Raw genomic sequence first — 24,254 nt, 5'->3', positions numbered from 1 at the left:
AAAGGAGTCTTCATCTACTATTTCAGATCGTTAAGGACGACTTTTGCAGCCTCAGCGATAAGAGCATTATTATAATTAGCATCTTTCGTAAACCGTTTTGATAGGATTGCCAAAACAATAGGAGCTCTATTAGGCGGCCAAACGATAGCAATGTCGTTTCGTGTTCCGTAACTTCCGGCTCCAGATTTATCGCCGACTTCCCATCCTATAGGAGCGCCTGCCCGAATCAGTTCGTCACCAGTAGCGTTCCCCCGCATCCAATCAGTTAAGATCGTGCGCTTATCAGTCGTGAGAGTGTTATCCACAGTGAAAGCTTTAAGGTCGGTTGCTAATGCTTTTGCGGTGCTTGTGTCACGAATATCTCCAGGAATGGCAGAGTTTAGATCCGTCTCGAATCGATTTGCCTTGGTTACATGATCCCCAATCTGTTTCAGTGACTTTTCGAAACCTTTAGGGCCGCCAAGTTGTTGCAACAATATGTTCCCAGCAGTATTATCGCTGTAACGGATAGCAGCCTCTGAGATTTCCTTCAGGCTCATACCTGTATCTACGTGTTTTTCTGTGATTGGAGAATATGTAACAAGATCGTCTTTGCTGTAGTAGATGACTTCATTAAGTTTTTCAATTGAGTTTTTCTCCAGGACAGCAGCTGCGGCTAGAACTTTATAGGTTGATGAGTAAGCAAACCGTTCATTCGGACGGTAAGCGATCGTATTGTTTGTACCTGTGTCAATTGCATAAACGCCAAGCCTGGCATCAAATTTTTTCTCAAGTTGAACAAATTTTTTATTCGTTATGCAGCTTGTCATTTTTGTGTCTCCTATACCTTTTGCTTCAGCATGCGTTGATCCGTAAAAGGGTTTGAAACCAGTAAGGCTTAAACATAAAAGTCCAATACATATTCCAAGTTTTAATGTCGCTTTATTTTTCAAATGAATCGGGCCTCCTCATTCAATTTATTTTGTATTCACCTTCTATTAATACCACAAAAATAGGAGTGAAATCGATATATTTCCAATGAGATGTTTAAATAAAAACCTATTCGTTCATCTTTTTTTGATTTTTAGTAAGTTAAGAGAACAAGGGGAAAGAGTGGAACAAGAAAATAGAAAAACACCAATTTAAAGGTAAACATTATGCGAAATGTTACATCAATGATAATAGGGCAGGTGTAGCATGAGATGTTTATAATTGTTCCTATTGCCACCCATACGGCATTAAAGGATGGGCACGAAGTCATTCTAATGGGCTTTATCAATTGTGATTGGAGTGTTATGGATGCAAACAAAAAAAGTTTATCTTTATGTATTTCATACAATGTCAGACTCGGAATATGGATATTTAATTGCAGAACTTCATTCAGGGAGATATTTTAAAAAAGAGGTTGCACCTTTAAAAGTAGTTACAGTAGGAGCTAATAAAGAAATGATTACGACGATGGGAGGGCTAAGCATAAAACCAGACATTTCGCTTGATGAGTGTACTCTTGAGAGTAATGATCTTATCATTTTACCCGGAGGGAATACTTGGGGAGAAGATATTCATCAACCGATCTTGAAAAAAGTTGGCGAAGCTTTAAAGATTGGCACGATTGTGGCTGCCATTTGTGGTGCAACCCTAGGCCTCGCGAATCATGGATACTTAGATTCTAGAAAGCATACAAGCAATGATTTAGAGTATATGAAAATGGTCTGTCCTACTTATAAAGGAGAAACATTTTACGAGATGGGACCTGCAGTATCTGATGAAAATTTGGTAACTGCATCAGGAATAGCTCCCCTGGAATTTGCGATGGAAGTACTGAAAAAACTAGATGTATTTGCACCAGATACATTGCATTCGTGGTATAAGCTTAATAAGACCCATAAACCTGAATACTTCTTCGAGTTAATGAATACAATAAATTGATAGAATCGTTACCAAATGCCCTTGAACTGGAAGGGCATTTTTTTGTTAAAGTCTAAATAACCTTGAATGCTGGATTATGTCTATTTATTAAAAAAAATCGACGCAACTGAAGTAGGGTAAGGAAGAAATTTGAAACAATAACAGCATCTAGAACGTATCGTAATAATAAAGTTTAAATAAGTTGCGCAATTTATTTTCTTGTTTAGTGCTTATATGAATGATGTGAAAGGGGCATCCAAATGAATACTTATCATAACCAAAGCGGAAAACAAAACAATCATCCAAAATGGTTGGCAACGATCTTGCTCAGCTGGGGAACGTTTGTTTTTGCTTTGTTTTTTGCTACTTTAGTCGGTTCAATGGCTAGCCAAGCGGGAGCTTCCAAGCTTTTGAAGCAAGGTATCCAAGCAGGTTTAGTGACATTAATTACTGTCCCGTTGCTCTACATTCTTCTTAAGCGGTTTTCTAGTAGACCATTCTACTCTATCGGACTGTCTGGGTGGCGGCAAGCCATTCCGAAAGCCATTATGGGCGCAATGTATGTGATTGTTCTATCAGCATCTGGATTCGCTATCGCCCATTTATTGGGCTGGATCAAAGTTACACAATTTCACTTCTCTGCCCATTTAGTTACTGTATTGCTCTTAAACATGATGATCGCTTTTTTTTATGAAGCTTTTCCAGAGGAATTAACTTTTCGTGGGACGGTGTACAATGCTCTGAACAGGAGATTTAATTGTTTCATAGCCTTACTCCTACAGCCGATCCTATTTGTGCTTGCACCATTAACTGTAAGTGGTTTGCAATATATAGCAGGAATTGAATCACCTGCTATCACATTAGATTATATTGTTTTATTGTTGTTTTTTGGATTCATCCTTCAACTCCTGCGTATTGTAACAAAAAGCTTATGGACGTCTATAGCCTTTCATCTAGCCTTTCTCGAAAATTCTCGGTTCTTCGTCCTGCAGGGGGATGAACGCTTTATTACCTATGAAGAAATTGTTCCGGGAACAGGAGCACTGTTTGTAATCTTGTTTATGTTGCTTATTGTCGGTACTCTACTGCTAATACCTGCAGTAGTAGCTCGTTGGTGGCGTAGAAATAAGGGAAACGGCCAAGATGATTAATATCTGAATGAAACGGCAGTTTTATACACAAAAGTATAGAATTGTTTACTGTGAAAATGTTAACCTTTACTAATGAGAATACATCATGTAAAAAAGTTTTTTCATTTTAATACCTGTTTACAGAACTTTTAAACAATGTGTAATCCAATTGTCATAGCGACCATATTGGATATTAGGATCATTTGGTATTGGACTGAACGGAAAGAGAGTGGTGGATTGCTGAAGTGTTTGTAGCGTGGGATTCTATACTTAAAAATCTATATCAAAAACGGTTTAAGTAGTTGAATGAAAGGCTTTGAAAGGGGTGTCAAGTCATTAAAAAACTAGTTGTGCTTTCCAGCTTTATAGGAATTCTGTTATCAATCGTTGGACAATTATTTGGGATCTTATCTGATTTCTTTATTTCGGGTAATGCTCGGTTTATAGGTGTTTTAGCAGGAATTCTTGTGTTACTTAGTTTGAAGGCAAGAAGTGTAGCAATGCAATCATTTATCGTTGGTTCAAGTACGGCGATAGGAATTATGGGTGCAGGAATTTTATATTTTCCAGCTGCGATTATCAATGTCTTAATTGGTTTCGAACTAAACAAAAAGATGAGAGAAGAAAACACTAAGGATTATATCTGAATAGATTGCTTTTTGTTTAAGAATGTAGTGAAGAATTGTGGCGTAAAAGTAAATGAATAATCGTTTTATTCAGAGTGAGGTTTATCATTACATTCACTGAAGAAAGATATCTTGAAGACTTTACAGCTGATACCTTTTCTATTATAGATGGTCTGTTAAACATGAAACCAGATTGTCACTTCTTTGTTAAAGAACAGGTATATAAATCAAATTCTGAGTTGCTGGACTTTGATTTTCCTTTTGATATGACACCTATTGTGGATTTCATTAAACCGTATGCACGAGAAATAAACAAAGACATCAATCTTAACAATATTGGCAACAGTGATTTTAATTGCCTTTCACAAAAATAATGGAAAAAAATGAAGGTGAAAGGTGATGGTTGATTTTTACTAATTCAGAATTGCTTGGCTTTACTTTGAAAGGAGTCGAGTAAGATGGATAAGAAAAAAGATGAAATACAAAGAAAATATAGGGAACAAATGAGGGAGAAGACTGAGCAAGAAAAAGAAGATGGCAGTTCACATACTTTTGAGATTGTGATTGTACTAGCCATCATTATTTTGATGTTTTTCTTTCATTCAGTATTTAAGAATTTTTAGATAAAAGAATCCTTTTTATACATAAGCAATTATTATTTGAATTCTGCCGAATTAGACACTTTTTTAAATCAAATAAATGATTTTAAGCACAGTACAATTATATGATAAAAAGCAACAAGGTTTTGCAAATAAAGCTGTCTGCAAGTAGCTGCTCACCAACCTAAACGCCAGCCATTAAAGCTAATGTCTCACATTCAGACATTAGCTTTTTTCATTGTTTAATAGACTGCCGTCAGGACTTAGAAGACGCTCTCATACTAGCCGTCTCCTGTCATACGAGGCCAACATCGAAAGGGAAAAAGTATTTCTTTAAAAATTTACACTTTCTGTCGTGAAAATGTAAATGTATTCATAAAAATGCCGCAGCATATCATCAGAGCCCCGATCATAATGTTCATGGTGATCTGTTCGTGCAATTGCAGCCATCCAAAGAATAGAGCCAGTATGGGAACGAACATTAATGCCATGGATGCTTTTGATGCTTCGATTTGATTGAGCACCCAAAACCATACGACAAATGTAAAACCTGTAGAAAGCAAACCATTAAACAGCAATGACCAAACCGCCTGATATGTCCATTCGGCTGAATGAACCGGTTCCAATATAAAGGAAAACACCAACAACATGACGGCTCCCATCAGAAGATGCCAGGCATTCATATGAATGATATCGATATGCTTGAATTGAAGCTTGCTAAACACATTCGCAATTCCCCAGCTAAGCGCTGCCCCAAGGACGCACAGTTCTCCAAATAAAGCGCTTTGATCGACATTCAGCATTTCTTTTCCAAATATAAATAAAAGTCCGAAGAAGCCGCTTATCAGCCCGATCGTTTTATACACATTCATTTTCTCGTTTAATGTAAAATGGCTGATCACCGTAACAAATATAGGCATCGTATACACCAAAACAGAGGTTTTTCCTGAATCGACAAACTGCATTCCATACGTTAAGATCCCCATATAGCCCAAACCCATAAGCAGGCTCATGAAGATATAGCTTTTGATATGTTCTTTTCCCATTGAAAGTTTTTTTCTTTTAATGAAGAGAATGAGAAATAAAGGAACCGCTCCGATGAACAGGCGCAAAGCCGAGAATAAAAGCGGGGGGATGTCATGAATTCCTACTTTCATCGCAACCCAAGTATAGCCCCAGATAAGTGTGACAGAAATGATTCCCAGCATGACTTTTACCATTATTAAGCCGCCTTTCTTGTTTAAATATCGTGCTGGTTTCAATCATATGTTACATTTGTATATAACTGAAATACATTTTTATTATCGGGGGTATAACCATATGGTTATGAACATGAACCATCTTCACATATTTGTAAAAGTCGGGGAGAAATTGAACATTACAGAAGCGGCAAAAGAATTGTTCATCTCTCAGCCGGCGGTAAGCAAAGCGATTAAAAACCTGGAAAGCTCGCTGCAGCTCAAATTGCTGATCAGGGATAAACATCATGGTTTAATGCTGACTGACGTCGGAAAGGACATTTTACTGCTGGCGAGGCAAATGAAGGGGATTGAAAGCAAAATATATCAAGTAGCCAACAGGGAAAACAAGCTGTTAAGCGGGAAGGTGAAAATCGGTTCATTTCCTGCTGTTTCAACAAATATCATGCCGCAGGCGATTGCGGCATTCAGAGCAAAATACCCGCTGATCCGCATAGAATTGGTCGAGGGGACCTCTGATCAAATCAAAGGTTGGGTCGAGGATCGGGCGGTTGATATTGGGATCGCAGCATCTCCATTTGAACCGTTTGACAATCAACTATTGTGCAACGACTATATGGTGGCAGTCATCCCTCCGCAAGATGACGAATTAAAACAGGAAAAGCATGTCGACCTCAACACATATCAAGATGACCTTATTTTTTGCAAAGGCGGTCATGAAATTGCAATGTCAAATACGTTGCAGCAGCATCACATTGAATTAAAGGAAAACTTGACTGTGCAAAATGCCGAAACCTTGATCAATATGGTCAAAAACAACTTGGGCGTAGGCATTATTTCAAACTTTACACTTTCATCTGTCCCGCATCAATTGATTAAAAAGGACATCTTTCCCCGGATCACCCGTGATATTGGCGTCATCGCGCATTCATTTGATGATGTAACGCCGGCGGCGCATGAATTTATCAAGGTGTTGAAAGCAGTCGTCATCTGAATCCGTAATCGTTCAAGTCTTATGAACGTTCTATAAAAAGTGTCGGGGAGCTTTATCGATGTTATTAAAGGAAGAATGCAGTAAAAAGATCTAGTGGCAAATGACATTTCTAACTATTATTCTGCGGGTTAACCTTAGAGGAAGATGAATATTCACCGGCAGAGTTAAAAGAAAAAAGCAACAATTGAACGTTGCTTTTTCATTTTATTCGGTCTTTGTACGCTGGGGTAACTTCAACCCAAAAAAGGTTCACCGGTCTCTGCCTTTATATGACTCTGTCCCTTAACTTGTTTTAGCGTCGCTACTATAAGAAAGCTAACAATTACCAATAAAAGCCATGAACTCACCTTTCCTAAATGAACGAGACTCCATGCCTCGGTTTGATTTGGGTACGTCCAGGCCCCAAAAAATGTTGCGATATTTTCTGCTATCCATATAAAAAATCCGATGAGCACAAAAGAAAGTGCGAGAGGCATACGGTAACGAGTTCCATTCACCTCGTATATGACCCAAGTTTGCCAAAAGACAATGATGACAAGTCCAGATAAACACCAGCGAATGTCAATCGAATAATGGTGGGTGAAAAAATTCAAATAAATCGCAGCGGCAAGCAGAACAACTGCATAAAACGGCGGCCACTTAATCAATTCAACCTTAAGTCTCCTCCACGCCTGACATAGATAACTGGCTACACTTGCATACATGAATCCACTATACAAAGGCACCCCGAAAACTTTGGAATATCCTTCCTCTGGGTAAGACCAGGAGCCCATATGCACCTTGAAAAGTTCAAGAGCAAGTCCAATAAGGTGGAACAATGTGATCACTTTTAATTCATCCCGTGTTTCAAGACCGGAACGCACCATCCACCACTGCATGAGAACACAGATGATGAGCAGCCAATCATACCGTGGCAAGAAGGGAAGAGGGATGATTTGTGTACTAGCCAAAGAGGCAAAAATAACGACAGGAAACAAACATGAAAGGGCCTGTTCCCAACCAAAACGAACGAGTTGTTTTAAGGCTCTCATGATGTGTGCCTCCAAAGGTATATTCTGAATATATGTAAGGCACGCTTCGTATAGCAGCTAAATGGACATAGGATTGCGTCCATAGGATCACCACCAAATCACTTTATTTTTCTTTTGTTTTCTTTATGAATCCTGTGTGTCTTCATCACTTCGGTATTCCAAAATATCTCCGGGCTGGCATTCTAAAGCCTTACAAATCGCCTCTAAAGTTGATAATCGAATGGCCTTTGCTTTTCCGTTTTTCAATATCGAAAGATTAGCCATCGTGATGCCAACTCTCTCCGAAAGCTCTGTTACGCTCATTTTCCTTTTAGCAAGCATCACATCAATATTGATAATAATTGCCATGTTCATCACCTCAGACCGTTAAGTCATTTTCTGATTTTATATCAATCGCTTCTTTTAAGAGTTTTTGAAGAACAGCAGCAAAGACTGCAATCACCATTGAAGCAAAAATAATGACCAATCCGATGACTATGATACCCGGGGCGTCGTCTATCTCGGCCATCAGATAAAAGAATGGCATGCCTGCCGCAAACAAGATACTGATAGTGACCGCACAGTATTTTATATTCTTCAAAGCTTTTACAGACATTTTAGAGAAAGCTTTATTCTTGTCAATATAGCTTAAAAGTTTAAACGCTTGATAAAGAGCAAAGTAAAAAGGTATCGCCGCTACATACAAAAAGACGAAAACGAGATATTGTATATAAGCCATATTTGGTAATAATTCTGCTGCATAATTGGCGATCTTAGGCACCACAAAAATGCACAAAGCAAGAATCGGAATTCCAATAAGAATAACGGCAATCTTTAAAAAGAGTGTTGAGACTCGATTCATAAAAAGCACCTCACTGATTTATTGTCATTTTGAATTTAACATGAAATTTATCGTTTTACAATAAAAAAGTATTGAAATAGATTATTTTATTGTTGTTATAAGGGATCTTTTTCATTTTAGACAAGCAAAAAAAGCATTCCTCATTCCAGGGAGATGCTCTATAACTTTAGTCGATTTTAAACTTGTGCAACGAATTGAGCTGTGTGCTTCAGTCAGCTCAGGGAATTGGTAAGAATAATTAGAGAGCTCACTTATGAGGGCTTTTCTATTTTCTCTAAAAAAAGTGAATCAACATCTAAATATTCAAACAAACGATGGGAAGAAATACATCAAAGGATAAGCTGCTGTTCATACTAATGGTCGGGAGGTAAACCGCTTATGATACAAATTTGGATCACTGGTCTTTTATTATTTGCTCAACCGAGCGGGCCGCCTGACAGCTTAACGGTCACACAGCAAGGACGGACGATTGCTACTGTTAATCGTGAAAACTTTACAATGCCTCTTCCCGGTACTCCGATGATTGACCATGAAAAGTACCGTAAATTCATCGAACAGCTGGATCAGCAAGTTTACCGGGAGCCGATAAATGCTGTGCTTAACGAACAGGGAAGCATCGTCCCGGGCAGGGTTGGTTACAAACTCTATCAACAGGCATTTATGGAAAAGTTTTATGCATATTTCTATGGCCAAGGCCCCTCCAAGATAGAAGTGCCGGAATTGAACATTTATCCGAAAGTTGACAGCGAAATGCTTGCTCACATTAGTACGCAGCGGCTTGGTCAGTACGTAACATATTTTAATTCGAATAATAAAAGCCGATCACATAATATTTCTCTTTCTGCAAAAGCGATTGACAATCATGTTGTTTTCCCTAATGAGACATTTTCATTTAACCAAGTTGTCGGAATGAGAACTCGGGACAAAGGATATAAGAGTGCGCCCATTATTGTTAAAGGTGAGTTGTCGGAAGGTGTGGGCGGAGGAATTTGTCAGGTATCATCTACACTATTTAATGCAGTCGATCGCGCAGGGCTGCGAATCGTTCAGCGCTATTCTCATACAAGAAGCGTGCCATATGTTCCGCCCGGACGTGATGCTACAGTAAGCTGGGGAGGTCCTGACTTTCTCTTTCAAAACCAATATAACCAGCCAATACTCATTCGGGCAAAACGACATGGGGGAAGTATGATTGTTACGCTTTACTCTTCTGATGTGATCAACAACAAGCTGAGAAAAGTTCCTAAAGCCCCATCTCAAATACCGAGAGAAATAAATGCTGAGCGGCAATAGGATACTATTATAGGACAAGCTATTGAAAAAGAAAGGAGGGATAAATGAAGTGAAGAAGGTATTATTTTTCTTATATGTTATATTATTTGCGTTTGCTTTTGTTCAATTAAAAGCGCACGCCCTTACTTTTACGGTGTTGCCCATTACACAAAAAACAGAACAGTGGTCTGTAGAAGTAAGTGAAGCAAAAAATGCAAAGGATTTTGCTTCACCTAAGAAAGGGAAATATAATGTTTATTCCTTGGAAGTCAAAAACATGGGAAAGAAGCAGCTACAGTAGATGTGCAATTGTATAGAAATGATCCTGATTCAATCACAAGGTTTTCACTTTTTGGATGCCCCGATGAAAATTGTGTAAATCAAATAGAGGATGCTAAAACGTTAGCTGAAAGTTTAAACGATGGCTCGCCGTTGAGGTTCAAGCATTTTATGCTGGCAGATAAAGCCTCTGAATTAGAAGTTGTGATTATCTGGACGCAAAAGGGGCAAGAAGGACGCCGTTTAAAACAGACCTTTAAGTTCACTGAAGATGGTGTTCATTAAGTGTTAAAAGCAGCTTATTTTAAAATTTGTCAGTCATTGAAATAGAATATTCATATTTCTTATATAGATAAGCAAGCATACTGCGGAGAAAGGAAAGGGGAGAGGGAGAGTAAAACTAATAAGATGGGATGGTTTTATGATTAGATCCATTACTTTGCCAGAGGAAAAAACGAAAATAACAGTTGGAAAACCAATCAAAAATGAGTCAAGCGTCAAAGTTACTGCAATTTTTGACTATAGAGAAGAACCAGAGAAAGCTTTTTGGATACACTTATCTGATGGAAGTGAAATGTTTGTTGATGATCACAAAGTCTTTATTGAATACGAATAGAGAAGTATTAAAATGAACAAGCAGTTGAATCACTTCTTGTCAGCGCAGTAGCAACCATTTCTAAAGCAATCCTACTCACCTAACTCCTCTTTCTAAGATATTACCATAATCATAGGGATTTTTGTTAAATAATGTAATAATTTTGGAGGTTATTGACTAAGCAAAAAATGTATGTAAGAGCATGTTTATAATTTTGTCTCTAACCCTTTAATTTAAGTTCAAAAAGTGTAGAGTAGCCATCTGTTGAATCACTGGCTCCTTTTTTATTTTCTTTTCAGTAACATTTTGATCACATTTTTCTACTAAAGAGTGAAGAAAGAGGGGAAAAACATGAGAAAAAAGAACAACATGAAAAAATGGCTGTTGATGATTGCTGCATTCTTGATAATCTGCATCGCAGCAATCAATGTAATGATCTCAGGAAACAAAGTGAAATATGAGGGTAGCGGAAGAAGCGGACTGTGGGTTTCTAACCTTGAAAAATCAGATAAGACGTCAATTGGACCTAATTACTTTTTAAATTTGTATTGGCAGGGGAGTAAGAAAGACGAGAAAAGGACTGTTGTTGAAAGAATTACTCTGTATGTAGATGGCAAAAAGTATCAAGATGATAACATAGATGAGTACGACTTATCAGAATACACTGGTGAAGAAATGCCAGGGGGAGGACATATGGAGGACCACATCGCTACCTTTAATTATATGCCTGAAGATGAAGTGATAGGACATGATGTATTGGTGAAAGTGGAGTGGAAAACAGGCGAGAAAAAACAGACAGAAGAAATCAAATTACATAAGAAGCCATGGTATAAAAGATAGCTTATTTGATGAATAGATGACCACATTGGCGGTCACTTTTTTATTTGCGGAATTCTAGGCACAGCAATATGAAACCCTGCATAGGCTGGAATAAAAACTTGTTAATTTCTAAAACGAGGTGCTTGCTGTTGGAAAAACAACCAATCAATCATGATGACAGAAACGTGCAGCAGCCTATTCGAAGTGATGGAGCCGGAGCTATTGATGCGGGTCCGCGAAATATGATGCGGGATATTCAAAATCCGAATATACTTGTTCCGCCTCTTACAGACGAAGGTATGATTCCTAACTTGAGATTTTCATTCTCAGATGCTCCCATGAAATTAGATCACGGCGGCTGGTCACGTGAAATCACCGTCAGGCAGCTTCCGATTTCGACCGCAATTGCAGGAGTAAATATGAGCTTAACTGCGGGAGGAGTACGCGAACTTCATTGGCATAAACAAGCGGAATGGGCTTATATGCTTTTGGGACGGGCCCGTATTACAGCTGTTGACCAAGAAGGACGAAATTTCATTGCTGATGTTGGCCCTGGCGATCTTTGGTACTTTCCCGCAGGAATTCCGCATTCCATTCAAGGATTGGAACATTGCGAATTTCTCCTCGTTTTCGATGATGGAAACTTTTCTGAGTTTTCAACGTTAACCATTTCAGATTGGCTTGCGCACACGCCAAAAGATGTTCTGTCTGCAAATTTTGGTGTGCCGGAGAATGCTTTTCACTCTCTTCCTTCAGAACAAGTCTATATCTATCAAGGTAATGTACCGGGATCAACCGCCAGTGAAGACATTCAGTCACCATACGGAAAAGTCCCCTTGCCCTTTAAATATGAGTTGTTGAATCAAACCCCCATTCAAACGCCTGGGGGGAGCGTACGAATTGTTGACTCTTCCAACTTTCCGATTTCTAAAAACATCGCGGCAGCACTTGTTCAGATTGAGCCTGGCGCGATGAGAGAGCTTCATTGGCATCCCAATAGCGATGAGTGGCAGTATTATCTGACAGGGCAGGGACGCATGACAGTATTTATCGGGAATGGGACTGCCCGCACATTTGATTATAGAGCAGGCGACGTTGGATACGTGCCTTCTAATGCTGGACATTATGTACAAAACACTGGTACAGAAACGTTATGGTTTTTAGAAATGTTCAAAAGTGACCGCTATGCAGATATATCCCTCAATCAGTGGATGGCATTGACGCCTAAAGAATTAGTGCAAAGCAACTTGAATGCTGGATCAGTCATGCTCGATTCTCTGCGTAAGAAGAAAGTGCCTGTTGTGAAATATCCCGACACGTAAAGAAGTTAACCGATCATACAATGGCTTTCACTATTGTTAAGTTAAAAGCTACAGTAAGGCTGAATGTGGTCATGCGTATTTCATTAAAATAAATAAACAGTTATTAAATCCCTATGTATACGTTATGTAGGGTTTTTCTGCTTGCATTGTATTGTGATGGGCTTTAAAATGTTTATGTGGAAATGATAACCATTACTGATAGCGGTTTTCAAAATATTTAATCAGTTGATTACGTAAAATGACAATGGCTTTAATACGGAGGGCGAGAATGAAAGCACTCACTTTCTTATCCAGTTTTACTGCTATTGGAATCTCAATATTGGGGCAATGGCTAGGAGTGTTGGATGATTCTTATGCTTTTGGTAATGCTTGGTTTGTAGGTGTTTTAGCTGGATTGATTACACTTCTAATTTTGATTGACAGTCAAGCCTTGACAAAAAGTTACATAGTAAGTTTAAGTACCATTTCAGGCATTCTGGGAGTAGGAATTTTATATCTTCCAGCTGCAATCATCAACATTTTTATTAGTATAAAATTGGACACGAAAAAGAAAGAAGTAGATCTTAATTGAAGATAAAAGCTTCCTTAATTTATTTCTTAGGTGGGGAAGTGTATGGATTTATCCACATGGGCTTATATCATATTTACAATCATGGGTGCTGCAGGTTTCGTAAGTTTAATGTGGTTCAGTTATTTTTCTGACAAAGCTGAAAAGTAAAGAGATTTTCATTCTAGATGCTACAATACCCTTTGCTGTTCTGCAAAGGGTTAGATGAATAAGCAATGTAAACCCCATTGTCTGAAGGAGTTTACATTGCTTATTTATTTCTGTTTACATAATAATATTATTTTAAATCAATCGTATAAAATAACTAATTGATCTATGTACTAAATATTCATTATATCTAGGGTGGATTGGCATTAAGAAACAAAGCTTTTTTACATAATCTTATTATAGTAGTTCTATCACTACATACGATTCTGTGCATCAAGAAGCTCAGGTGAATTATTTTTAGGTGAGTTCACTAATGGTGAAACCTCATATGCTTCCATGTCATCTGCATCATAAGGCAGGAGTAGGCTTTGCAGATCATCCGGATCTGTATTCAGAGGATTCAGCCATTCTTTTTCATGATCATGAGTCAATATAACCGGCATTCGGTCGTGTATATCTTTCATGAGTTCATTAGGCGTAGTTGTGATGATTGTACAGGTGTAAAGAGGGTCCCCTTGATGTGTTTTCCACTTTTCGTATAACCCGGCAAACGCAAAAAGAGCAGATGATTTCAGTTTGATCCGCATCGGAATTTTGGTTTTGGGATCAAGCCGTTTCCATTCATAAAAACTGTCGGCTGGAATGATGCAGCGTTTACTGACAAGCGGTTTTCGAAAGGCCGGTTTCTCGGTTATTGTTTCAGTCCGAGCATTGATCATTTTATAGCCGATCTTTTCATCTTTTGCCCAGGGAGGAATAAGACCCCATCTAAGCTTGCCTAGGCGATTATGTGATCCGTCATTGATGATTGCCAGGATGTTTTGTGATGGTGCGACATTATAGCTTGGATGGTATTCGTTTTTAGGCAAAAATTGATCGATGTCAAACTGGTCAATAATATCATCAAATGTAGAGAATAAAGTAAACCTGCCGCACATGTCCATCATCCTTTTTCGGGTTTTAGAATATTGTACAGGCTGGAAACATGAAAATCAAAAAGGCGAAACGGTTGCTGGCTAACAGTTGAATGTAAAGAAGCAATGTATTCATTCAATAGAGTGGCAGAACAATTGTAGAGATTATGTTTATTGGTTTTAAGATTCTGTAAACTTGATTGAATGGGGGTTCCATTATTTGTATAATGACTTTGCAGCTTAGGCTTTACATAACGAATGCGATAAGGAGGAAAATGAAATGAAGAAGATAGTGTTTGCTGTTTTGATGACATTTTTCGCTTTTATCAGCTTAGTTCCAACAGTTGATGCTGCTGTCATCGATCATGACAAAGTAGTAGGGTTCAATGAAGTGGCTCCAACCTCTGTTACTCAAAAAGCCGCAAAACGGTTCCAGCCGTATTTGAAGGTTTATAGCGGCTGTGTGCCCTTTCCGGCAGTAGATGCACAAGGCAATACGAGTGGCGGGTTACAGCCAACTGGAGCGCCTGAAGGGGGTTGCAGCAAACATACTGGACAAGTTTATTCACGTTCTACCTGGTACAATGATGTGTGGGCAATTATGTATGCTTGGTATTTTCCAAAGGATGAGGCTTCCCCAGGTTTGGGTCATAGACATGACTGGGAAGGAATCGTAGTTTGGATCGACAATCCGGCTAATCAAAATCCGAAAGTTTTATCAATTGCATACTCCGGACACGGAAAATTTACGAATGTTCAACCAAATGAAAGCAATATGAAGGATACACATCCATTAATTGCCTATGACAGCACATGGCCTTTAAATCATGAACTGCATATTAGTGATCATGCAGGGGGCACTCAGCCATTAATCGGGTGGGAAGACTTAACACCGGTAGCGAGAAATGCTTTAAATATAACGGATTTCGGTAAAGCGAATGTCCCTTTTAAGGATCCTAATTTCACAAATCATTTAGAAAAGGCATGGTTTAGATAATTCATAAAGTATGATGCTGGATTAGTCATTAGATTCATTCAGCATTTTCATGACAAGCTGAAGGAACTGACCCTAAAGACTTATTTAGTAAAGTTTATATTGATCAAAGTTTCCAATTCCAATAGATTGAAATAAAAAGGTTGGAGGAAACGAAATGAAAAAGCTTTTAATGTTAATCTTAGCTTTGTTTTTGATGACAATCCATGCAGGGAATGCTTCAGCAGCTATTGTGAAAAATGAGGAAAAAGTTAGTTTTACGATGACAGAAAATCAAAAATCGTTCATGATGTACGATGAGTCAAATCCAAATAGGTTTCCGTCTCAGTTCGGATACCGATTCACAATTTATGATGCAGAAGGATGCACAATTCATGCTAGAATGTTCCGCCTGTCTTTATCAGGATATGAAATCACGCTAAGTGAGAAAAATTTCACAGGCAACCATTTTGATTTAAGTGCAACTGATCAAGCCGAAGCAATGCCGTTCAAAAATCATTATTTAGAGCTAACGAAAGATCAAGACTGTGGAGAAGTGAAAGTTAAAGGTTTATACGGTTATCAGTTTGATAATGTATACGAATATTGATAAAAGTTTGAATGTGAAGGCCGATCTAAAACGCGTGGCCTTTTTTTACTGTCTAAAGATAAGAATGAAAAGGGCATTGATTCAATTGTTTTTTTATGCGCAGAAAGCTCTGATATGGGCATCTAGGGCGGGAAGCATTAGAGCCAAGCTTTCTTTTGTCTCTGCAGTTTAAATGAAGTAGAGAAAAAATGATTTGTTAAAATAAATATATAGTCACGATAACTCATTGCGAAAGGGGAATGTTTATGTCCAAGACAGCGATAGTTACGGGTTCTGCAGGAGGATTAGGAAGAGGCATCGCAGAGAGACTATGTCAAGATGGTTTTCGTGTAGTGTTGCATGATATCAATGATGCACTGCTACATGAAACTGTTTCAGATTTCAAGGAGAAACAGTTTCATGTGATTGGAGTGAAAGGTGATGTATCGAAACGTGATGACCAATACAATTTGGTTAAAGAAGCAGTAGATCAGTTTGGCCGTTTAGATGTTTTTGTAAACAATGCGGGTATTGAAGCTGTTTCACCATTTTTGGAGATCACAGAAGAACAGCTGAATAGATTATTTCAGGTTAACGTGAATGGAGTTGTCTTTGGCACTCAAGCAGCCGCTGATCAGTTTATGAAACAAAAAACAAAGGGAAAAATCATTAACGCATGCAGCATAGCGGGCCACGAATCATTTGACATGCTGGGCACTTATTCAGCGACGAAGCACGCGGTAAAGTCTTTTACACATTCAGCTGCTAAAGAACTGGCGAAGTATAAAATAACAGTGAATGCATATTGTCCCGGAGTCGCAAAAACGAAAATGTGGGACAGAATTGATGAAGAAATGGTGAAACACAGTGATGATTTGCAGCTGGGGGAAGCTTTTGAAAAATTTTCTTCGGAAATAGCCCTTAAAAGATATCAAACACCTGAGGATGTTGCTAATCTGGTATCATTCTTAGCTTCAGATGATTCAGATTACATTACAGGCCAGGCGATATTAACTGATGGCGGTCTAATTTATAGATGATAAAAAACAAATGTCATTCAAAAAGAAGAATCTATTTTGAAACTTTGTCATATGGATTCTATTTACTTGCGATAACCTGATATAATAAGAAAGCCGGTTGAGAAGTTATTGTGAAAAAGAAAATACGCTTTTTGGTAAGATTGGTTTGACCGGCCCTTGACTTGAAGGAGTGTAACAAGATCGCTTAAAAATAGCCTATAAGTACAAAAAGAGGCTCGGCGTTTTTTTACGCAGGCCTCTTTTGTGTCAGTAGCCAAATACCAGAGTTGAACTTTGTGATCCGGCATATTTCGTGACAAATTCTTTTGTATACTCCGGCGTTTGGACACGGTAGCTGTAATTAGATCCGGGATTCCAGGAAGTCAGCGGAGAGGTTTGCTTGTTGAGAGAAGGGTAGCTGCCTGTATCCTTAAAATAACCAGTGCCCTTGTCATCGAGGATTCCGCCTTTTTCACTGCCTTTCCCAAAGTAATTATATTCGGAATATATTTTTGCTTTTGTGGCAATCGTAATCGCCTGATTAAAGTTGTTGCTGTAATTGTTTTTAACATGAAAATATCCGTATCTCATGAGACCCGGTCCTCTTACATACAAGTTCTCAAAATAATTGTTGGCGATTGTCATGTGAGGATAGCCGTCATATTGATGCTGTGAATCATCTGGGTATCCTAAAATCAAACCGTATTTATGATTCGCGAATTTTGAGTTGCTGATGGTGATATAATCTGCTGATTTTCCGATATACAAGAGTTTGTCCAAATCACTACCGCTTGCACTATAGCTGTGGCCTGAGAATGTGACGTGGTCAATCCAATAGTTGATGCCGGAATCTAAATAAAGCTGGATATCATTATTTCCATTTATCTGTGGACTGTGTTCAAATGTTAGATTTTGAAAAATGACGTTTCCAGAGGCAGATGAAGTTGTTAAGTAAATATTTTTTAGCGTTTTTTTCGCGTAAGAGCCTACGAGTGTTTTATTAGAGCCAATGGTAACTGTTGTTTTCGAAGATGCGGAAAGATCATTTTGAAGCACTAAAATTTTCGGAGTGGATCCTCCTAGATGGGTTTTTAAATCATTTACGCTTTGAATGTAAACAATCTGACCGTTTTTTCCACCCGTTGTACTCGCTTTAGAAATGCCTTTTTCATTTTTAGCATTTCCGGCAAATCCTAAAAGGCCATTCGTTGAGGTATTTGGAAAATCGACGGCTCCAAACGCTTTTCCAGGCAAGAGAACCAATAACAAGCTGAACATGGCAAACCATAAACAAAATCGTTTCATCACAATATGCTTCCTTTCGAATGTAATAATTTCCTCGCAAGGATTATTATTACAGTAAATAAAAAGGAATGATAGGTTCTATCTTCCTAATTAATGCCGGGTTATTTAAAATACAGATTGCGCTAAAAGACACACTAACAATTGAAACAGAAGAAAGGATTGATGCACCGTTGACTGCAGCAGCTTATCGAAACACCTTGCTTTCACTTTTATGTTTAACAGCTGGAATCGTGGATGTAATCGGGTATTTAAGCCTGGGACATGTGTTCACAGCGAATATGACTGGAAATATTGTATTATTTGGGTTAGCGATCGGCAAATCCCTTCAGGTTACAGTTTTTAATTCTTTGACTGCGCTAATCGGATTTATATGCGGCGTGATTATTTCAACACTGATGGTCGGAAAGGCAGAGAATACCCTTTGGCCTTCTGCTGTGACAAAAGCGTTGGCACTTGAAGCATTCATTTTGTTTGTCTTTGCTTGTCTTTCTTTTTATTCGGCTTTTGTTCCTGTATATATTCTTATTACACTCTTGAGCATTTCCATGGGGATTCAAACAATAGCAGCGAAAAAGCTGGGGATCGCAGGTATTTCTTCAACTGTGTTGACCGGAACATTGGCTTCTTTTTTAGAGGATTTATCCGGCCGTTTGTTTTTTAAGAAGCAGAAGAAGACATTCTTAAGAGATGCTGTGTTAAGAGCGCTGGCTATTATCTTATATTGTGTGGGGGCTATTATTGTAGCTTTAGCTGAGCCTGATTTTTATGACATCATCATTTGGGTTCCGATTGTGCTGATATTTGGCATCATGATGACAGCTAAGTTGAAACTGAGCGGGGAAAAATAATAGCTGATATCAGGCCAACAGCTCGTTTCATTTCGTTTATGGCTATGAGAATACAGCTCAGCAAATAAAAATAAGGAATTTGGCTGATGGGTATACTCATTCATTCGTATTGACTTTTTCATAAAAACCCTTCCTTTGATATATGAATGATAGTGAATCTGTCTTAAAATCATCTATGAATCTATTTCCTCTTTCAAACCAGATGGATTGAGTCTTATAATGATAATGATTCTCATTTGAAGTCTGGATTGAGGAGGAGATTTATGAAAAAGAATATCAGTGCAATTGTTGGTATGGTTTTGTTGATGATCCTTTGTTTTTCCCCGCAAGCTTCGGCAGCATATGACGACCTGCATGAAGGCTATGCAACGTATACAGGGTCAGGTTATTCAGGAGGAGCTTTCCTACTGGATCCCATTCCTTCCGATATGGAGATTACAGCAATAAATCCTGCAGATCTCAATTACGGGGGAGTGAAAGCGGCACTTGCAGGCTCTTATTTGGAAGTTGAAGGGCCAAAAGGAAAAACAATTGTCTACGTTACCGATCTGTATCCTGAAGGCGCTCGGGGAGCTCTTGATCTGTCACCTAATGCCTTCCGAAAAATCGGCGATATGAAAGACGGAAAAATCAATATTAAATGGCGTGTTGTCAAAGCCCCAATCAGCGGCAACTTCACGTACCGGATCAAAGAAGGCAGCAGCAGATGGTGGGCTGCAATTCAAGTCAGAAATCACAAGTATCCTGTGATGAAAATGGAATATGAAAAGGATGGTAAGTGGATTAACATGGAGAAAATGGACTATAACCATTTTGTCAGCACTAATGTAGGGACAGGCTCTCTCAAAGTCAGAATGACTGACATCCGCGGAAAAATTGTGAAAGATACCATTCCGAAGCTGCCTGAAAGCGGAACGTCTAATGCATATACAGTGCCGGGCCATGTACAGTTTCCTGAATAAAAAATACGAAACAGCGGACCTTTCCCGCTGTTTTTTTCATTTCGTTACATGAAGAGATTAGATATCAATCATCAACATCTGCATATAAAAACGCTTTAATCATGTTTACTTGCTGCTGCTTTGGATAACTGGTGTACAGTCTGCTTGAAATCCGAATAGGATCTCCGAAAAAGTATCTTTCGTAGTGTGTTTGCCTTGTTCCGAATGAACTCATGGTTAAATCCCACGCCAAGCGGAACATTTTCACACGCTCTTCAGCGTTTGTATTAGTTGCTTGTAGGTATTGGTCAAGATCTTCCCGTATCTCTGAGTCAAACGCATTTTCTGTCGGCAGCGTCACCATTCCGCTAGCGCCAATTAATTGTATGATTTCAGTAAATCGAGGATATAGAGCAGGAATGATCGTACTGATGACTTGAAGAGGAATCAAACTGGGACGCATATAGCCGTATTCATCTAACTGAGCATCATTTTCTGATTTGTCAATAAGTGCTTTAATTGTTTCCAATCCAACAATGATTTCAGAGAGCTTTTCTTGTATGTGCTGGTATTCAGAAACATTAATAGTGTCGACCAGAAGCTGTGCAACTCCTAATAGAAATTCAATTTTGATCATTTGCCTAATGACGACCTGGTGAAAGGTAAAGGCATGAAAGGAGCTTTTCGTCATAAAGTCTTTAGCTGCTTCAACATTATCGTAAAAAAACACACGATCCCATGGCACTAACACGTGATCGAAAACTACGATTGAATCCATTTCTTCATACTTTGAGCTTAAGGGATGATTAAAGGCAGAATCGCTTAATACAAATGATTCTCTTGTGATGAATTTGACACCTTTTGTATTAGATGGAATCGAAAATGCAAAAGCTTCATCCTTTTCAAAATAAAATTTCGGTGCCGAAAAAACCAAGATTTCATCAGTTAACCCGCCTTGAGTCGCAAGCAAACGTGCACCTTGTATAATTAATCCTTTTTCAGTTCTATCGATCACTTTAGCAGATATCGGTTTTTCACTTAGCCCCAAATAGGACTGTGACCGGTTCACTTGGGGGGTAATGAATGTATGGGTAAAGGAAAGATCGTGTTTAGCAGCTTTCTGATACATGTCTAGTATATGTTCCGGAAAGCAATTTTCTTTATCTCTTAAAAGCTCTGCTGAGGATGCAAAGCTCATCATGACCGTATTCATATAATCCGGACTTCTCCCCATCATTCCGTGAGTATGTCTAGCCCAATGTTCTATCATGTTCCTTCTTTTTCTCAAATCACTTTTGGTTTTAGGCTGAAGATATGAGAGACCGATTCGATCAAGATCTCCAGGAAGGTGATAAGTCATTTCATTGATTAACTCATCCTTCGTTTGCAAATCATAAAGCGAGCTTTTCGTTTTGAGTATTCCTTTAAATGCAGGATGATCAGAAATGTTACCCTCTAATTTTTCGCCATCATACCATATTTCGTTTTCTAGTTTATTTAATCGGTCAATGAATTCTTTTCCATTGATGATCCCCATTTGGCGTTTCGCTCCTTCACATCATGCTGCGTATTGTATTATATTTTCGAAAGAACAGCCTGTTCAGCTAATTTGAGATAGGAAAAGCCTTTTTTAGTATGCCTGAATAGAAAAGAGCAAATTGAAATACTATGTAGACAAGGCAGTAAATGTCTTTCGTGTTTTTCTGCATTGTCCAGAGATGTAAACAATTTGCTTATGTACTGGATAAGACATCACTATAAAACTTGATAAAACATGTCGATATTATTGACATGGGAGTAAGCGAATAGCTATTTCGATCATACATAGTGCAGAAAGGGAAAACGACACATGAAAGTGAAAACAAAATTGCTGGGGATTGTATCAATATTAGTTCTTTCAATGATTGGAATTGGAGGTTCCTCCGTTTTTATGATTTCTTCTACTGTGAAAAAGAATGAAGAACTTAAAGACAAAATGGAATTCCAAAAAGAAATGAAATACATCCAATATCGATTGGCCGGTTTATCAAATGATGAAAGAGGCTTTCTGATTACCGGAGACAAAGAATATGAAGAGGGAATGAAGGAAAAAGCAGACGATGCCTTAATGAGCCTGGATCGAGTCAATGACTTGATTGATGAAGAGAAATATCAATCAAATATTGAAGACATTAAAACAAGTATTATTCAGTATAGAGCTTTAAATCAGCAAGTATTAAAAGCCTATTCTTCAGATCCTAAAAAAGCAGAAACCATTCATTTTGGAGAAGAAAGAACGTTAAGAAAAGAAGTTGTAGATCCAGCTGTCAATAAGCTGTCTGATCGCCTGGATCAAGAGGTGGAGGATCTAAAAGGTGAAATACACAGCAATGGGGAAATGAGTCAATGGTTCATCATCATTGTCACAGTGGTATCAATAATGGTAGGCATTGTTTTAAGCTTATTGTTGTTAAAGTCCATTATGGTGCCATTAAGAAGTATGAATAGGCAGCTGGAGGAAATTGCTCATGGCGAGGCGGATTTAACCAAAAAAGTCATTGTGAAAAATAAGGACGAATTTGGGCAGCTTGCTCAATCTTTCAATTCTTTTACCCATTCATTAACTCAAATTGTGAAGCAGATCAGCAGCTCATCTGAACAAGTCGCTGCATCTTCCGAAGAATTATCGGCAAGCGCGGAAGAATCGAAATCAACTTCTGAACATATTTCCGGAGCAATGCAGATGGCTGCCGACAGCAATGTGAAGCAAAGCTCAATGACAGAAAAGAGCGCGGAATCCATTACTGAATTATTAGACAGTATATCATCTGTTGCTTCAAATACAGGTAACATAGCGGATCTTTCTTCGTCGATGAGAGACAAGGCTGAAATAGGATCTCAATCCGTCAACAAAATGTTAGATCAGATGAAGTTCATTGATAAATCTGTCGATTCAGCCGGCAGTGGCTTGCAGGCATTGGTAGCGAGCACAGCAGAAATCAGCGATATTTCTTCGCTAATCACAAATATTTCAGAGCAGACAAATTTGCTGGCACTGAATGCAGCGATCGAGGCGGCCAGAGCCGGAGAACAAGGAAAAGGATTTGCTGTGGTGGCAGAAGAAGTTCGGAAATTGGCCGATGAAACGAATAAATCAGCCCATCACATCCAATCGGTGGTCACAACCATCCAAAATGAATCAATTGAAACGGTGAATAACATTAAGGTTGTTCAAGAAAATGTGGGCTCAGGTATTGTTCTTTCTCAAGAGACAACAGGGAATTTCAATGAAATACTGAATTTGGTGGAACAGGTCACTTCTCAAATACAAGAAGTGGCAGCGGCAACACAGCAGCTTACATCAGGCGTTGAAGTAATTCAGCATACAGTTCATACATTAGCCGCTGGTACAAAAGAAACGTCAGCAAATACAGAAGCGGTTGCAAAATCATCACAGGAACAGCTTCATTCAATGGAGGAAATCTCTTATGCTGCAGAATCTCTATCCAAGTTGGCGGAAGAACTTCAAACGGTCATTCATCGTTTTAAATATTAATTAGGTTACATGACGTTAAAACCCCATCTTATTCGGTGGGGTTTTAAGCTTCCTCAATATCAGAAGCTGGTATGATGTTAGCATTGACAGGTATTTTCACTGTGAAAACGGAGCTAACTTACTTCTTTAAAGTTAGCTCCGTTTTAAATGACTAGTCCAAATTTTGATCAATAGTCCCTTCAAAATAGTCATCGCTGACTTGTTCATGAGTTTCAGCCAATCCTTTTTCCAATTGCGTGGTTCCTTTATAATCTGAGGGATCGAAATATTTTCCAGCCACATCTGTGGTGTCATTTATGTTTTCTTTATTATGAGTTTGAGTTTCAGCGTTTGCATTTTCTGTCTTACCACTTTCATTTAAAGTCTGCTGAAAATCATAGTCCTTGTCAATTGAAGAAAATCTTTTGTAGTCATCCGGTCTGTCTGCTCCATTTTTTTGAGTCACTTTACTCACTCCAGATTATTGAAATTTAACTGTGTCATATGGGATTAAGTCGAAACTTATTTCGTTCTTTTAGGATCAGAACCATGTTTTTTAGGATCATCTACTTTAAAAGCTGTTTCAGTCTCATGGTCATTTCTTATTTGCTCAATACTTGAATTTTGAATTCCTTTTTTACTCATTGGTGTCACCCCTTTACGAAAAGTGTTGAATATCAACTCTTCTTATTCTGTCTGTTAGGCAGGTATTCATTCGCTTTTTTTCGTTGACCCTTTCCCATTTAAGCCAGAGAGGCTTTACCTTCGGTCGTTTTTGAAACCTTTTATTAGCACACTTCGTATATGAAGAAGCTGTCTAAAGCTGGGAAACACTGTACAAA

At 38.5% G+C, this 24,254-nt stretch carries 24 protein-coding genes and 3 pseudogenes; 17 read left to right on the top strand and 10 right to left on the bottom strand.

What is annotated here, in order from left to right; translation table 11 throughout:
• Positions 1-17: 17 nt before the first annotated feature.
• Positions 18-938: a class A beta-lactamase gene (gene bla, locus GYO_RS32445; RefSeq protein ID WP_080010084.1), complete on the bottom strand. Its 921-nt coding sequence runs from the start codon at positions 936-938 to the stop codon at positions 18-20.
• Positions 939-1,278: 340 nt separating this feature from the next.
• Here bla and GYO_RS32440 point away from each other — a divergent pair, with 340 nt between their 5' ends.
• The 4 genes from GYO_RS32440 (at position 1,279) to ynzI (ending at position 4,266) form a co-directional block, all read left to right on the top strand.
• Positions 1,279-1,908, top strand: coding sequence for a type 1 glutamine amidotransferase family protein (locus tag GYO_RS32440; protein ID WP_014114024.1), 630 nt, complete (start codon positions 1,279-1,281; stop codon positions 1,906-1,908).
• Positions 1,909-2,147: 239 nt separating this feature from the next.
• Positions 2,148-3,038 carry a CPBP family intramembrane glutamic endopeptidase gene (locus GYO_RS32435; RefSeq protein ID WP_014114023.1) on the top strand — a complete coding sequence of 297 codons (891 nt, stop codon included), beginning with the start codon at positions 2,148-2,150 and terminating at the stop codon, positions 3,036-3,038.
• 329 nt (positions 3,039-3,367) lie between these two features.
• On the top strand, positions 3,368-3,664 hold the full coding sequence (locus tag GYO_RS32430; RefSeq protein ID WP_041520977.1) for a hypothetical protein: 297 nt from the start codon (positions 3,368-3,370) through the stop codon (positions 3,662-3,664).
• 437 nt (positions 3,665-4,101) lie between these two features.
• Complete coding sequence (gene ynzI, locus GYO_RS32420; protein ID WP_014114020.1) at positions 4,102-4,266, top strand: small membrane protein YnzI; 165 nt, start codon at positions 4,102-4,104, stop codon at positions 4,264-4,266.
• Between the two features lie 317 nt (positions 4,267-4,583).
• Here the strand turns inward: ynzI and GYO_RS32415 are convergent, their stop codons facing one another.
• Complete coding sequence (locus GYO_RS32415; protein ID WP_014114019.1) at positions 4,584-5,462, bottom strand: DMT family transporter; 879 nt, start codon at positions 5,460-5,462, stop codon at positions 4,584-4,586.
• A gap of 100 nt (positions 5,463-5,562) precedes the next feature.
• Here GYO_RS32415 and GYO_RS32410 point away from each other — a divergent pair, with 100 nt between their 5' ends.
• Complete coding sequence (locus GYO_RS32410; protein WP_014114018.1) at positions 5,563-6,435, top strand: LysR family transcriptional regulator; 873 nt, start codon at positions 5,563-5,565, stop codon at positions 6,433-6,435.
• A gap of 233 nt (positions 6,436-6,668) precedes the next feature.
• Here the strand turns inward: GYO_RS32410 and GYO_RS32405 are convergent, their stop codons facing one another.
• From GYO_RS32405 to GYO_RS32395, 3 genes and pseudogenes are all read right to left on the bottom strand, one after another.
• Complete coding sequence (locus GYO_RS32405; RefSeq protein WP_014114017.1) at positions 6,669-7,466, bottom strand: DUF817 domain-containing protein; 798 nt, start codon at positions 7,464-7,466, stop codon at positions 6,669-6,671.
• Positions 7,467-7,569: 103 nt separating this feature from the next.
• Positions 7,570-7,814 (bottom strand): annotated as a pseudogene (locus GYO_RS32400) (helix-turn-helix domain-containing protein).
• Between the two features lie 10 nt (positions 7,815-7,824).
• Positions 7,825-8,307: a DUF2975 domain-containing protein gene (locus GYO_RS32395; protein WP_014114016.1), complete on the bottom strand. Its 483-nt coding sequence runs from the start codon at positions 8,305-8,307 to the stop codon at positions 7,825-7,827.
• Between the two features lie 378 nt (positions 8,308-8,685).
• Here GYO_RS32395 and GYO_RS32390 point away from each other — a divergent pair, with 378 nt between their 5' ends.
• From GYO_RS32390 to GYO_RS32365, 6 genes and pseudogenes are all read left to right on the top strand, one after another.
• Positions 8,686-9,600: a VanW family protein gene (locus tag GYO_RS32390; protein ID WP_014114015.1), complete on the top strand. Its 915-nt coding sequence runs from the start codon at positions 8,686-8,688 to the stop codon at positions 9,598-9,600.
• 49 nt (positions 9,601-9,649) lie between these two features.
• A pseudogene (locus GYO_RS32385) lies at positions 9,650-10,143 on the top strand (YozF family protein).
• A 136-nt stretch (positions 10,144-10,279) separates the two neighbouring features.
• Positions 10,280-10,478: pseudogene (locus tag GYO_RS43915) on the top strand (hypothetical protein); the annotation flags it as partial.
• Positions 10,479-10,804: 326 nt separating this feature from the next.
• Positions 10,805-11,293 (top strand): DUF4944 domain-containing protein, encoded by a 489-nt coding sequence (locus GYO_RS32375; protein ID WP_014114013.1) that lies wholly within the window; start codon positions 10,805-10,807, stop codon positions 11,291-11,293.
• 122 nt (positions 11,294-11,415) lie between these two features.
• Positions 11,416-12,594 (top strand): oxalate decarboxylase, encoded by a 1,179-nt coding sequence (oxdD, locus tag GYO_RS32370; RefSeq protein WP_080010083.1) that lies wholly within the window; start codon positions 11,416-11,418, stop codon positions 12,592-12,594.
• A gap of 268 nt (positions 12,595-12,862) precedes the next feature.
• On the top strand, positions 12,863-13,165 hold the full coding sequence (locus GYO_RS32365) for a hypothetical protein (RefSeq protein WP_041520976.1): 303 nt from the start codon (positions 12,863-12,865) through the stop codon (positions 13,163-13,165).
• 398 nt (positions 13,166-13,563) lie between these two features.
• Here GYO_RS32365 and GYO_RS32360 read toward each other — a convergent pair whose 3' ends face one another.
• Positions 13,564-14,247: an SOS response-associated peptidase gene (locus GYO_RS32360; protein ID WP_014114010.1), complete on the bottom strand. Its 684-nt coding sequence runs from the start codon at positions 14,245-14,247 to the stop codon at positions 13,564-13,566.
• 256 nt (positions 14,248-14,503) lie between these two features.
• Here GYO_RS32360 and GYO_RS32355 point away from each other — a divergent pair, with 256 nt between their 5' ends.
• The 3 genes from GYO_RS32355 (at position 14,504) to GYO_RS32345 (ending at position 16,825) form a co-directional block, all read left to right on the top strand.
• Entirely contained in the window at positions 14,504-15,220 is a 717-nt protein-coding gene (locus tag GYO_RS32355) for an NPP1 family protein (RefSeq protein ID WP_014114009.1), read from the top strand.
• 154 nt (positions 15,221-15,374) lie between these two features.
• The gene (locus GYO_RS32350; protein WP_014114008.1) at positions 15,375-15,806 is read left to right on the top strand and encodes a hypothetical protein; all 432 of its coding nucleotides are present in this window, start codon (positions 15,375-15,377) and stop codon (positions 15,804-15,806) included.
• Between the two features lie 245 nt (positions 15,807-16,051).
• Positions 16,052-16,825, top strand: a complete 774-nt coding sequence (locus GYO_RS32345; protein ID WP_041520975.1) for an acetoin reductase — start codon at positions 16,052-16,054, stop codon at positions 16,823-16,825.
• Between the two features lie 246 nt (positions 16,826-17,071).
• On the opposite strand, the gene GYO_RS32340 is transcribed toward GYO_RS32345, so the two are convergent.
• Positions 17,072-18,109, bottom strand: coding sequence for a polysaccharide lyase family 1 protein (locus tag GYO_RS32340; protein ID WP_014114006.1), 1,038 nt, complete (start codon positions 18,107-18,109; stop codon positions 17,072-17,074).
• A 170-nt stretch (positions 18,110-18,279) separates the two neighbouring features.
• Here GYO_RS32340 and GYO_RS32335 point away from each other — a divergent pair, with 170 nt between their 5' ends.
• Both GYO_RS32335 and exlX read left to right on the top strand, forming a co-directional pair.
• Positions 18,280-18,957, top strand: coding sequence for a YoaK family protein (locus GYO_RS32335; RefSeq protein WP_014114005.1), 678 nt, complete (start codon positions 18,280-18,282; stop codon positions 18,955-18,957).
• A gap of 263 nt (positions 18,958-19,220) precedes the next feature.
• Complete coding sequence (gene exlX, locus GYO_RS32330; RefSeq protein WP_014114004.1) at positions 19,221-19,919, top strand: expansin ExlX; 699 nt, start codon at positions 19,221-19,223, stop codon at positions 19,917-19,919.
• A 64-nt stretch (positions 19,920-19,983) separates the two neighbouring features.
• On the opposite strand, the gene hpaB is transcribed toward exlX, so the two are convergent.
• Positions 19,984-21,435, bottom strand: coding sequence for a 4-hydroxyphenylacetate 3-monooxygenase, oxygenase component (gene hpaB, locus GYO_RS32325; RefSeq protein ID WP_014114003.1), 1,452 nt, complete (start codon positions 21,433-21,435; stop codon positions 19,984-19,986).
• A 312-nt stretch (positions 21,436-21,747) separates the two neighbouring features.
• On the opposite strand from hpaB, the gene GYO_RS32320 reads away from it, so the two are divergent.
• A complete protein-coding gene (locus tag GYO_RS32320) occupies positions 21,748-23,433 on the top strand; it encodes a methyl-accepting chemotaxis protein (RefSeq protein ID WP_014114002.1) in 1,686 nt (561 codons plus the stop codon).
• A 151-nt stretch (positions 23,434-23,584) separates the two neighbouring features.
• On the opposite strand, the gene GYO_RS32315 is transcribed toward GYO_RS32320, so the two are convergent.
• Complete coding sequence (locus tag GYO_RS32315) at positions 23,585-23,878, bottom strand: YozQ family protein (protein WP_014114001.1); 294 nt, start codon at positions 23,876-23,878, stop codon at positions 23,585-23,587.
• Between the two features lie 56 nt (positions 23,879-23,934).
• On the bottom strand, positions 23,935-24,057 hold the full coding sequence (locus GYO_RS32310; RefSeq protein ID WP_003220370.1) for a hypothetical protein: 123 nt from the start codon (positions 24,055-24,057) through the stop codon (positions 23,935-23,937).
• Positions 24,058-24,254 lie beyond the last annotated feature (197 nt).

The organism is Bacillus spizizenii TU-B-10 (assembly GCF_000227465.1).
GTDB classification, from domain to species: Bacteria; Bacillota; Bacilli; order Bacillales; family Bacillaceae; genus Bacillus; species Bacillus spizizenii.
Note: the sequence above shows the minus strand (reverse complement) of the source record. Positions and strands in the feature narration are given on the sequence as shown.

Coding starts and splice junctions, on each gene's coding strand:
- GYO_RS32310 (WP_003220370.1), bottom strand. CDS start 24,057: ATGAGTAAAAAAGGAATTCAAAATTCAAGTATTGAGCAAATAAGAAAT.
- GYO_RS32405 (WP_014114017.1), bottom strand. CDS start 7,466: ATGAGAGCCTTAAAACAACTCGTTCGTTTTGGTTGGGAACAGGCCCTT.
- GYO_RS32435 (WP_014114023.1), top strand. CDS start 2,148: ATGAATACTTATCATAACCAAAGCGGAAAACAAAACAATCATCCAAAA.
- GYO_RS32360 (WP_014114010.1), bottom strand. CDS start 14,247: ATGTGCGGCAGGTTTACTTTATTCTCTACATTTGATGATATTATTGAC.
- ynzI (WP_014114020.1), top strand. CDS start 4,102: ATGGATAAGAAAAAAGATGAAATACAAAGAAAATATAGGGAACAAATG.
- GYO_RS32340 (WP_014114006.1), bottom strand. CDS start 18,109: ATGAAACGATTTTGTTTATGGTTTGCCATGTTCAGCTTGTTATTGGTT.
- hpaB (WP_014114003.1), bottom strand. CDS start 21,435: ATGGGGATCATCAATGGAAAAGAATTCATTGACCGATTAAATAAACTA.
- exlX (WP_014114004.1), top strand. CDS start 19,221: ATGAAAAAGAATATCAGTGCAATTGTTGGTATGGTTTTGTTGATGATC.
- GYO_RS32345 (WP_041520975.1), top strand. CDS start 16,052: ATGTCCAAGACAGCGATAGTTACGGGTTCTGCAGGAGGATTAGGAAGA.
- GYO_RS32390 (WP_014114015.1), top strand. CDS start 8,686: ATGATACAAATTTGGATCACTGGTCTTTTATTATTTGCTCAACCGAGC.
- GYO_RS32350 (WP_014114008.1), top strand. CDS start 15,375: ATGAAAAAGCTTTTAATGTTAATCTTAGCTTTGTTTTTGATGACAATC.
- GYO_RS32395 (WP_014114016.1), bottom strand. CDS start 8,307: ATGAATCGAGTCTCAACACTCTTTTTAAAGATTGCCGTTATTCTTATT.
- GYO_RS32440 (WP_014114024.1), top strand. CDS start 1,279: ATGCAAACAAAAAAAGTTTATCTTTATGTATTTCATACAATGTCAGAC.
- GYO_RS32415 (WP_014114019.1), bottom strand. CDS start 5,462: ATGGTAAAAGTCATGCTGGGAATCATTTCTGTCACACTTATCTGGGGC.
- GYO_RS32320 (WP_014114002.1), top strand. CDS start 21,748: ATGAAAGTGAAAACAAAATTGCTGGGGATTGTATCAATATTAGTTCTT.
- GYO_RS32365 (WP_041520976.1), top strand. CDS start 12,863: ATGAAAGCACTCACTTTCTTATCCAGTTTTACTGCTATTGGAATCTCA.
- GYO_RS32355 (WP_014114009.1), top strand. CDS start 14,504: ATGAAGAAGATAGTGTTTGCTGTTTTGATGACATTTTTCGCTTTTATC.
- GYO_RS32375 (WP_014114013.1), top strand. CDS start 10,805: ATGAGAAAAAAGAACAACATGAAAAAATGGCTGTTGATGATTGCTGCA.
- GYO_RS32410 (WP_014114018.1), top strand. CDS start 5,563: ATGGTTATGAACATGAACCATCTTCACATATTTGTAAAAGTCGGGGAG.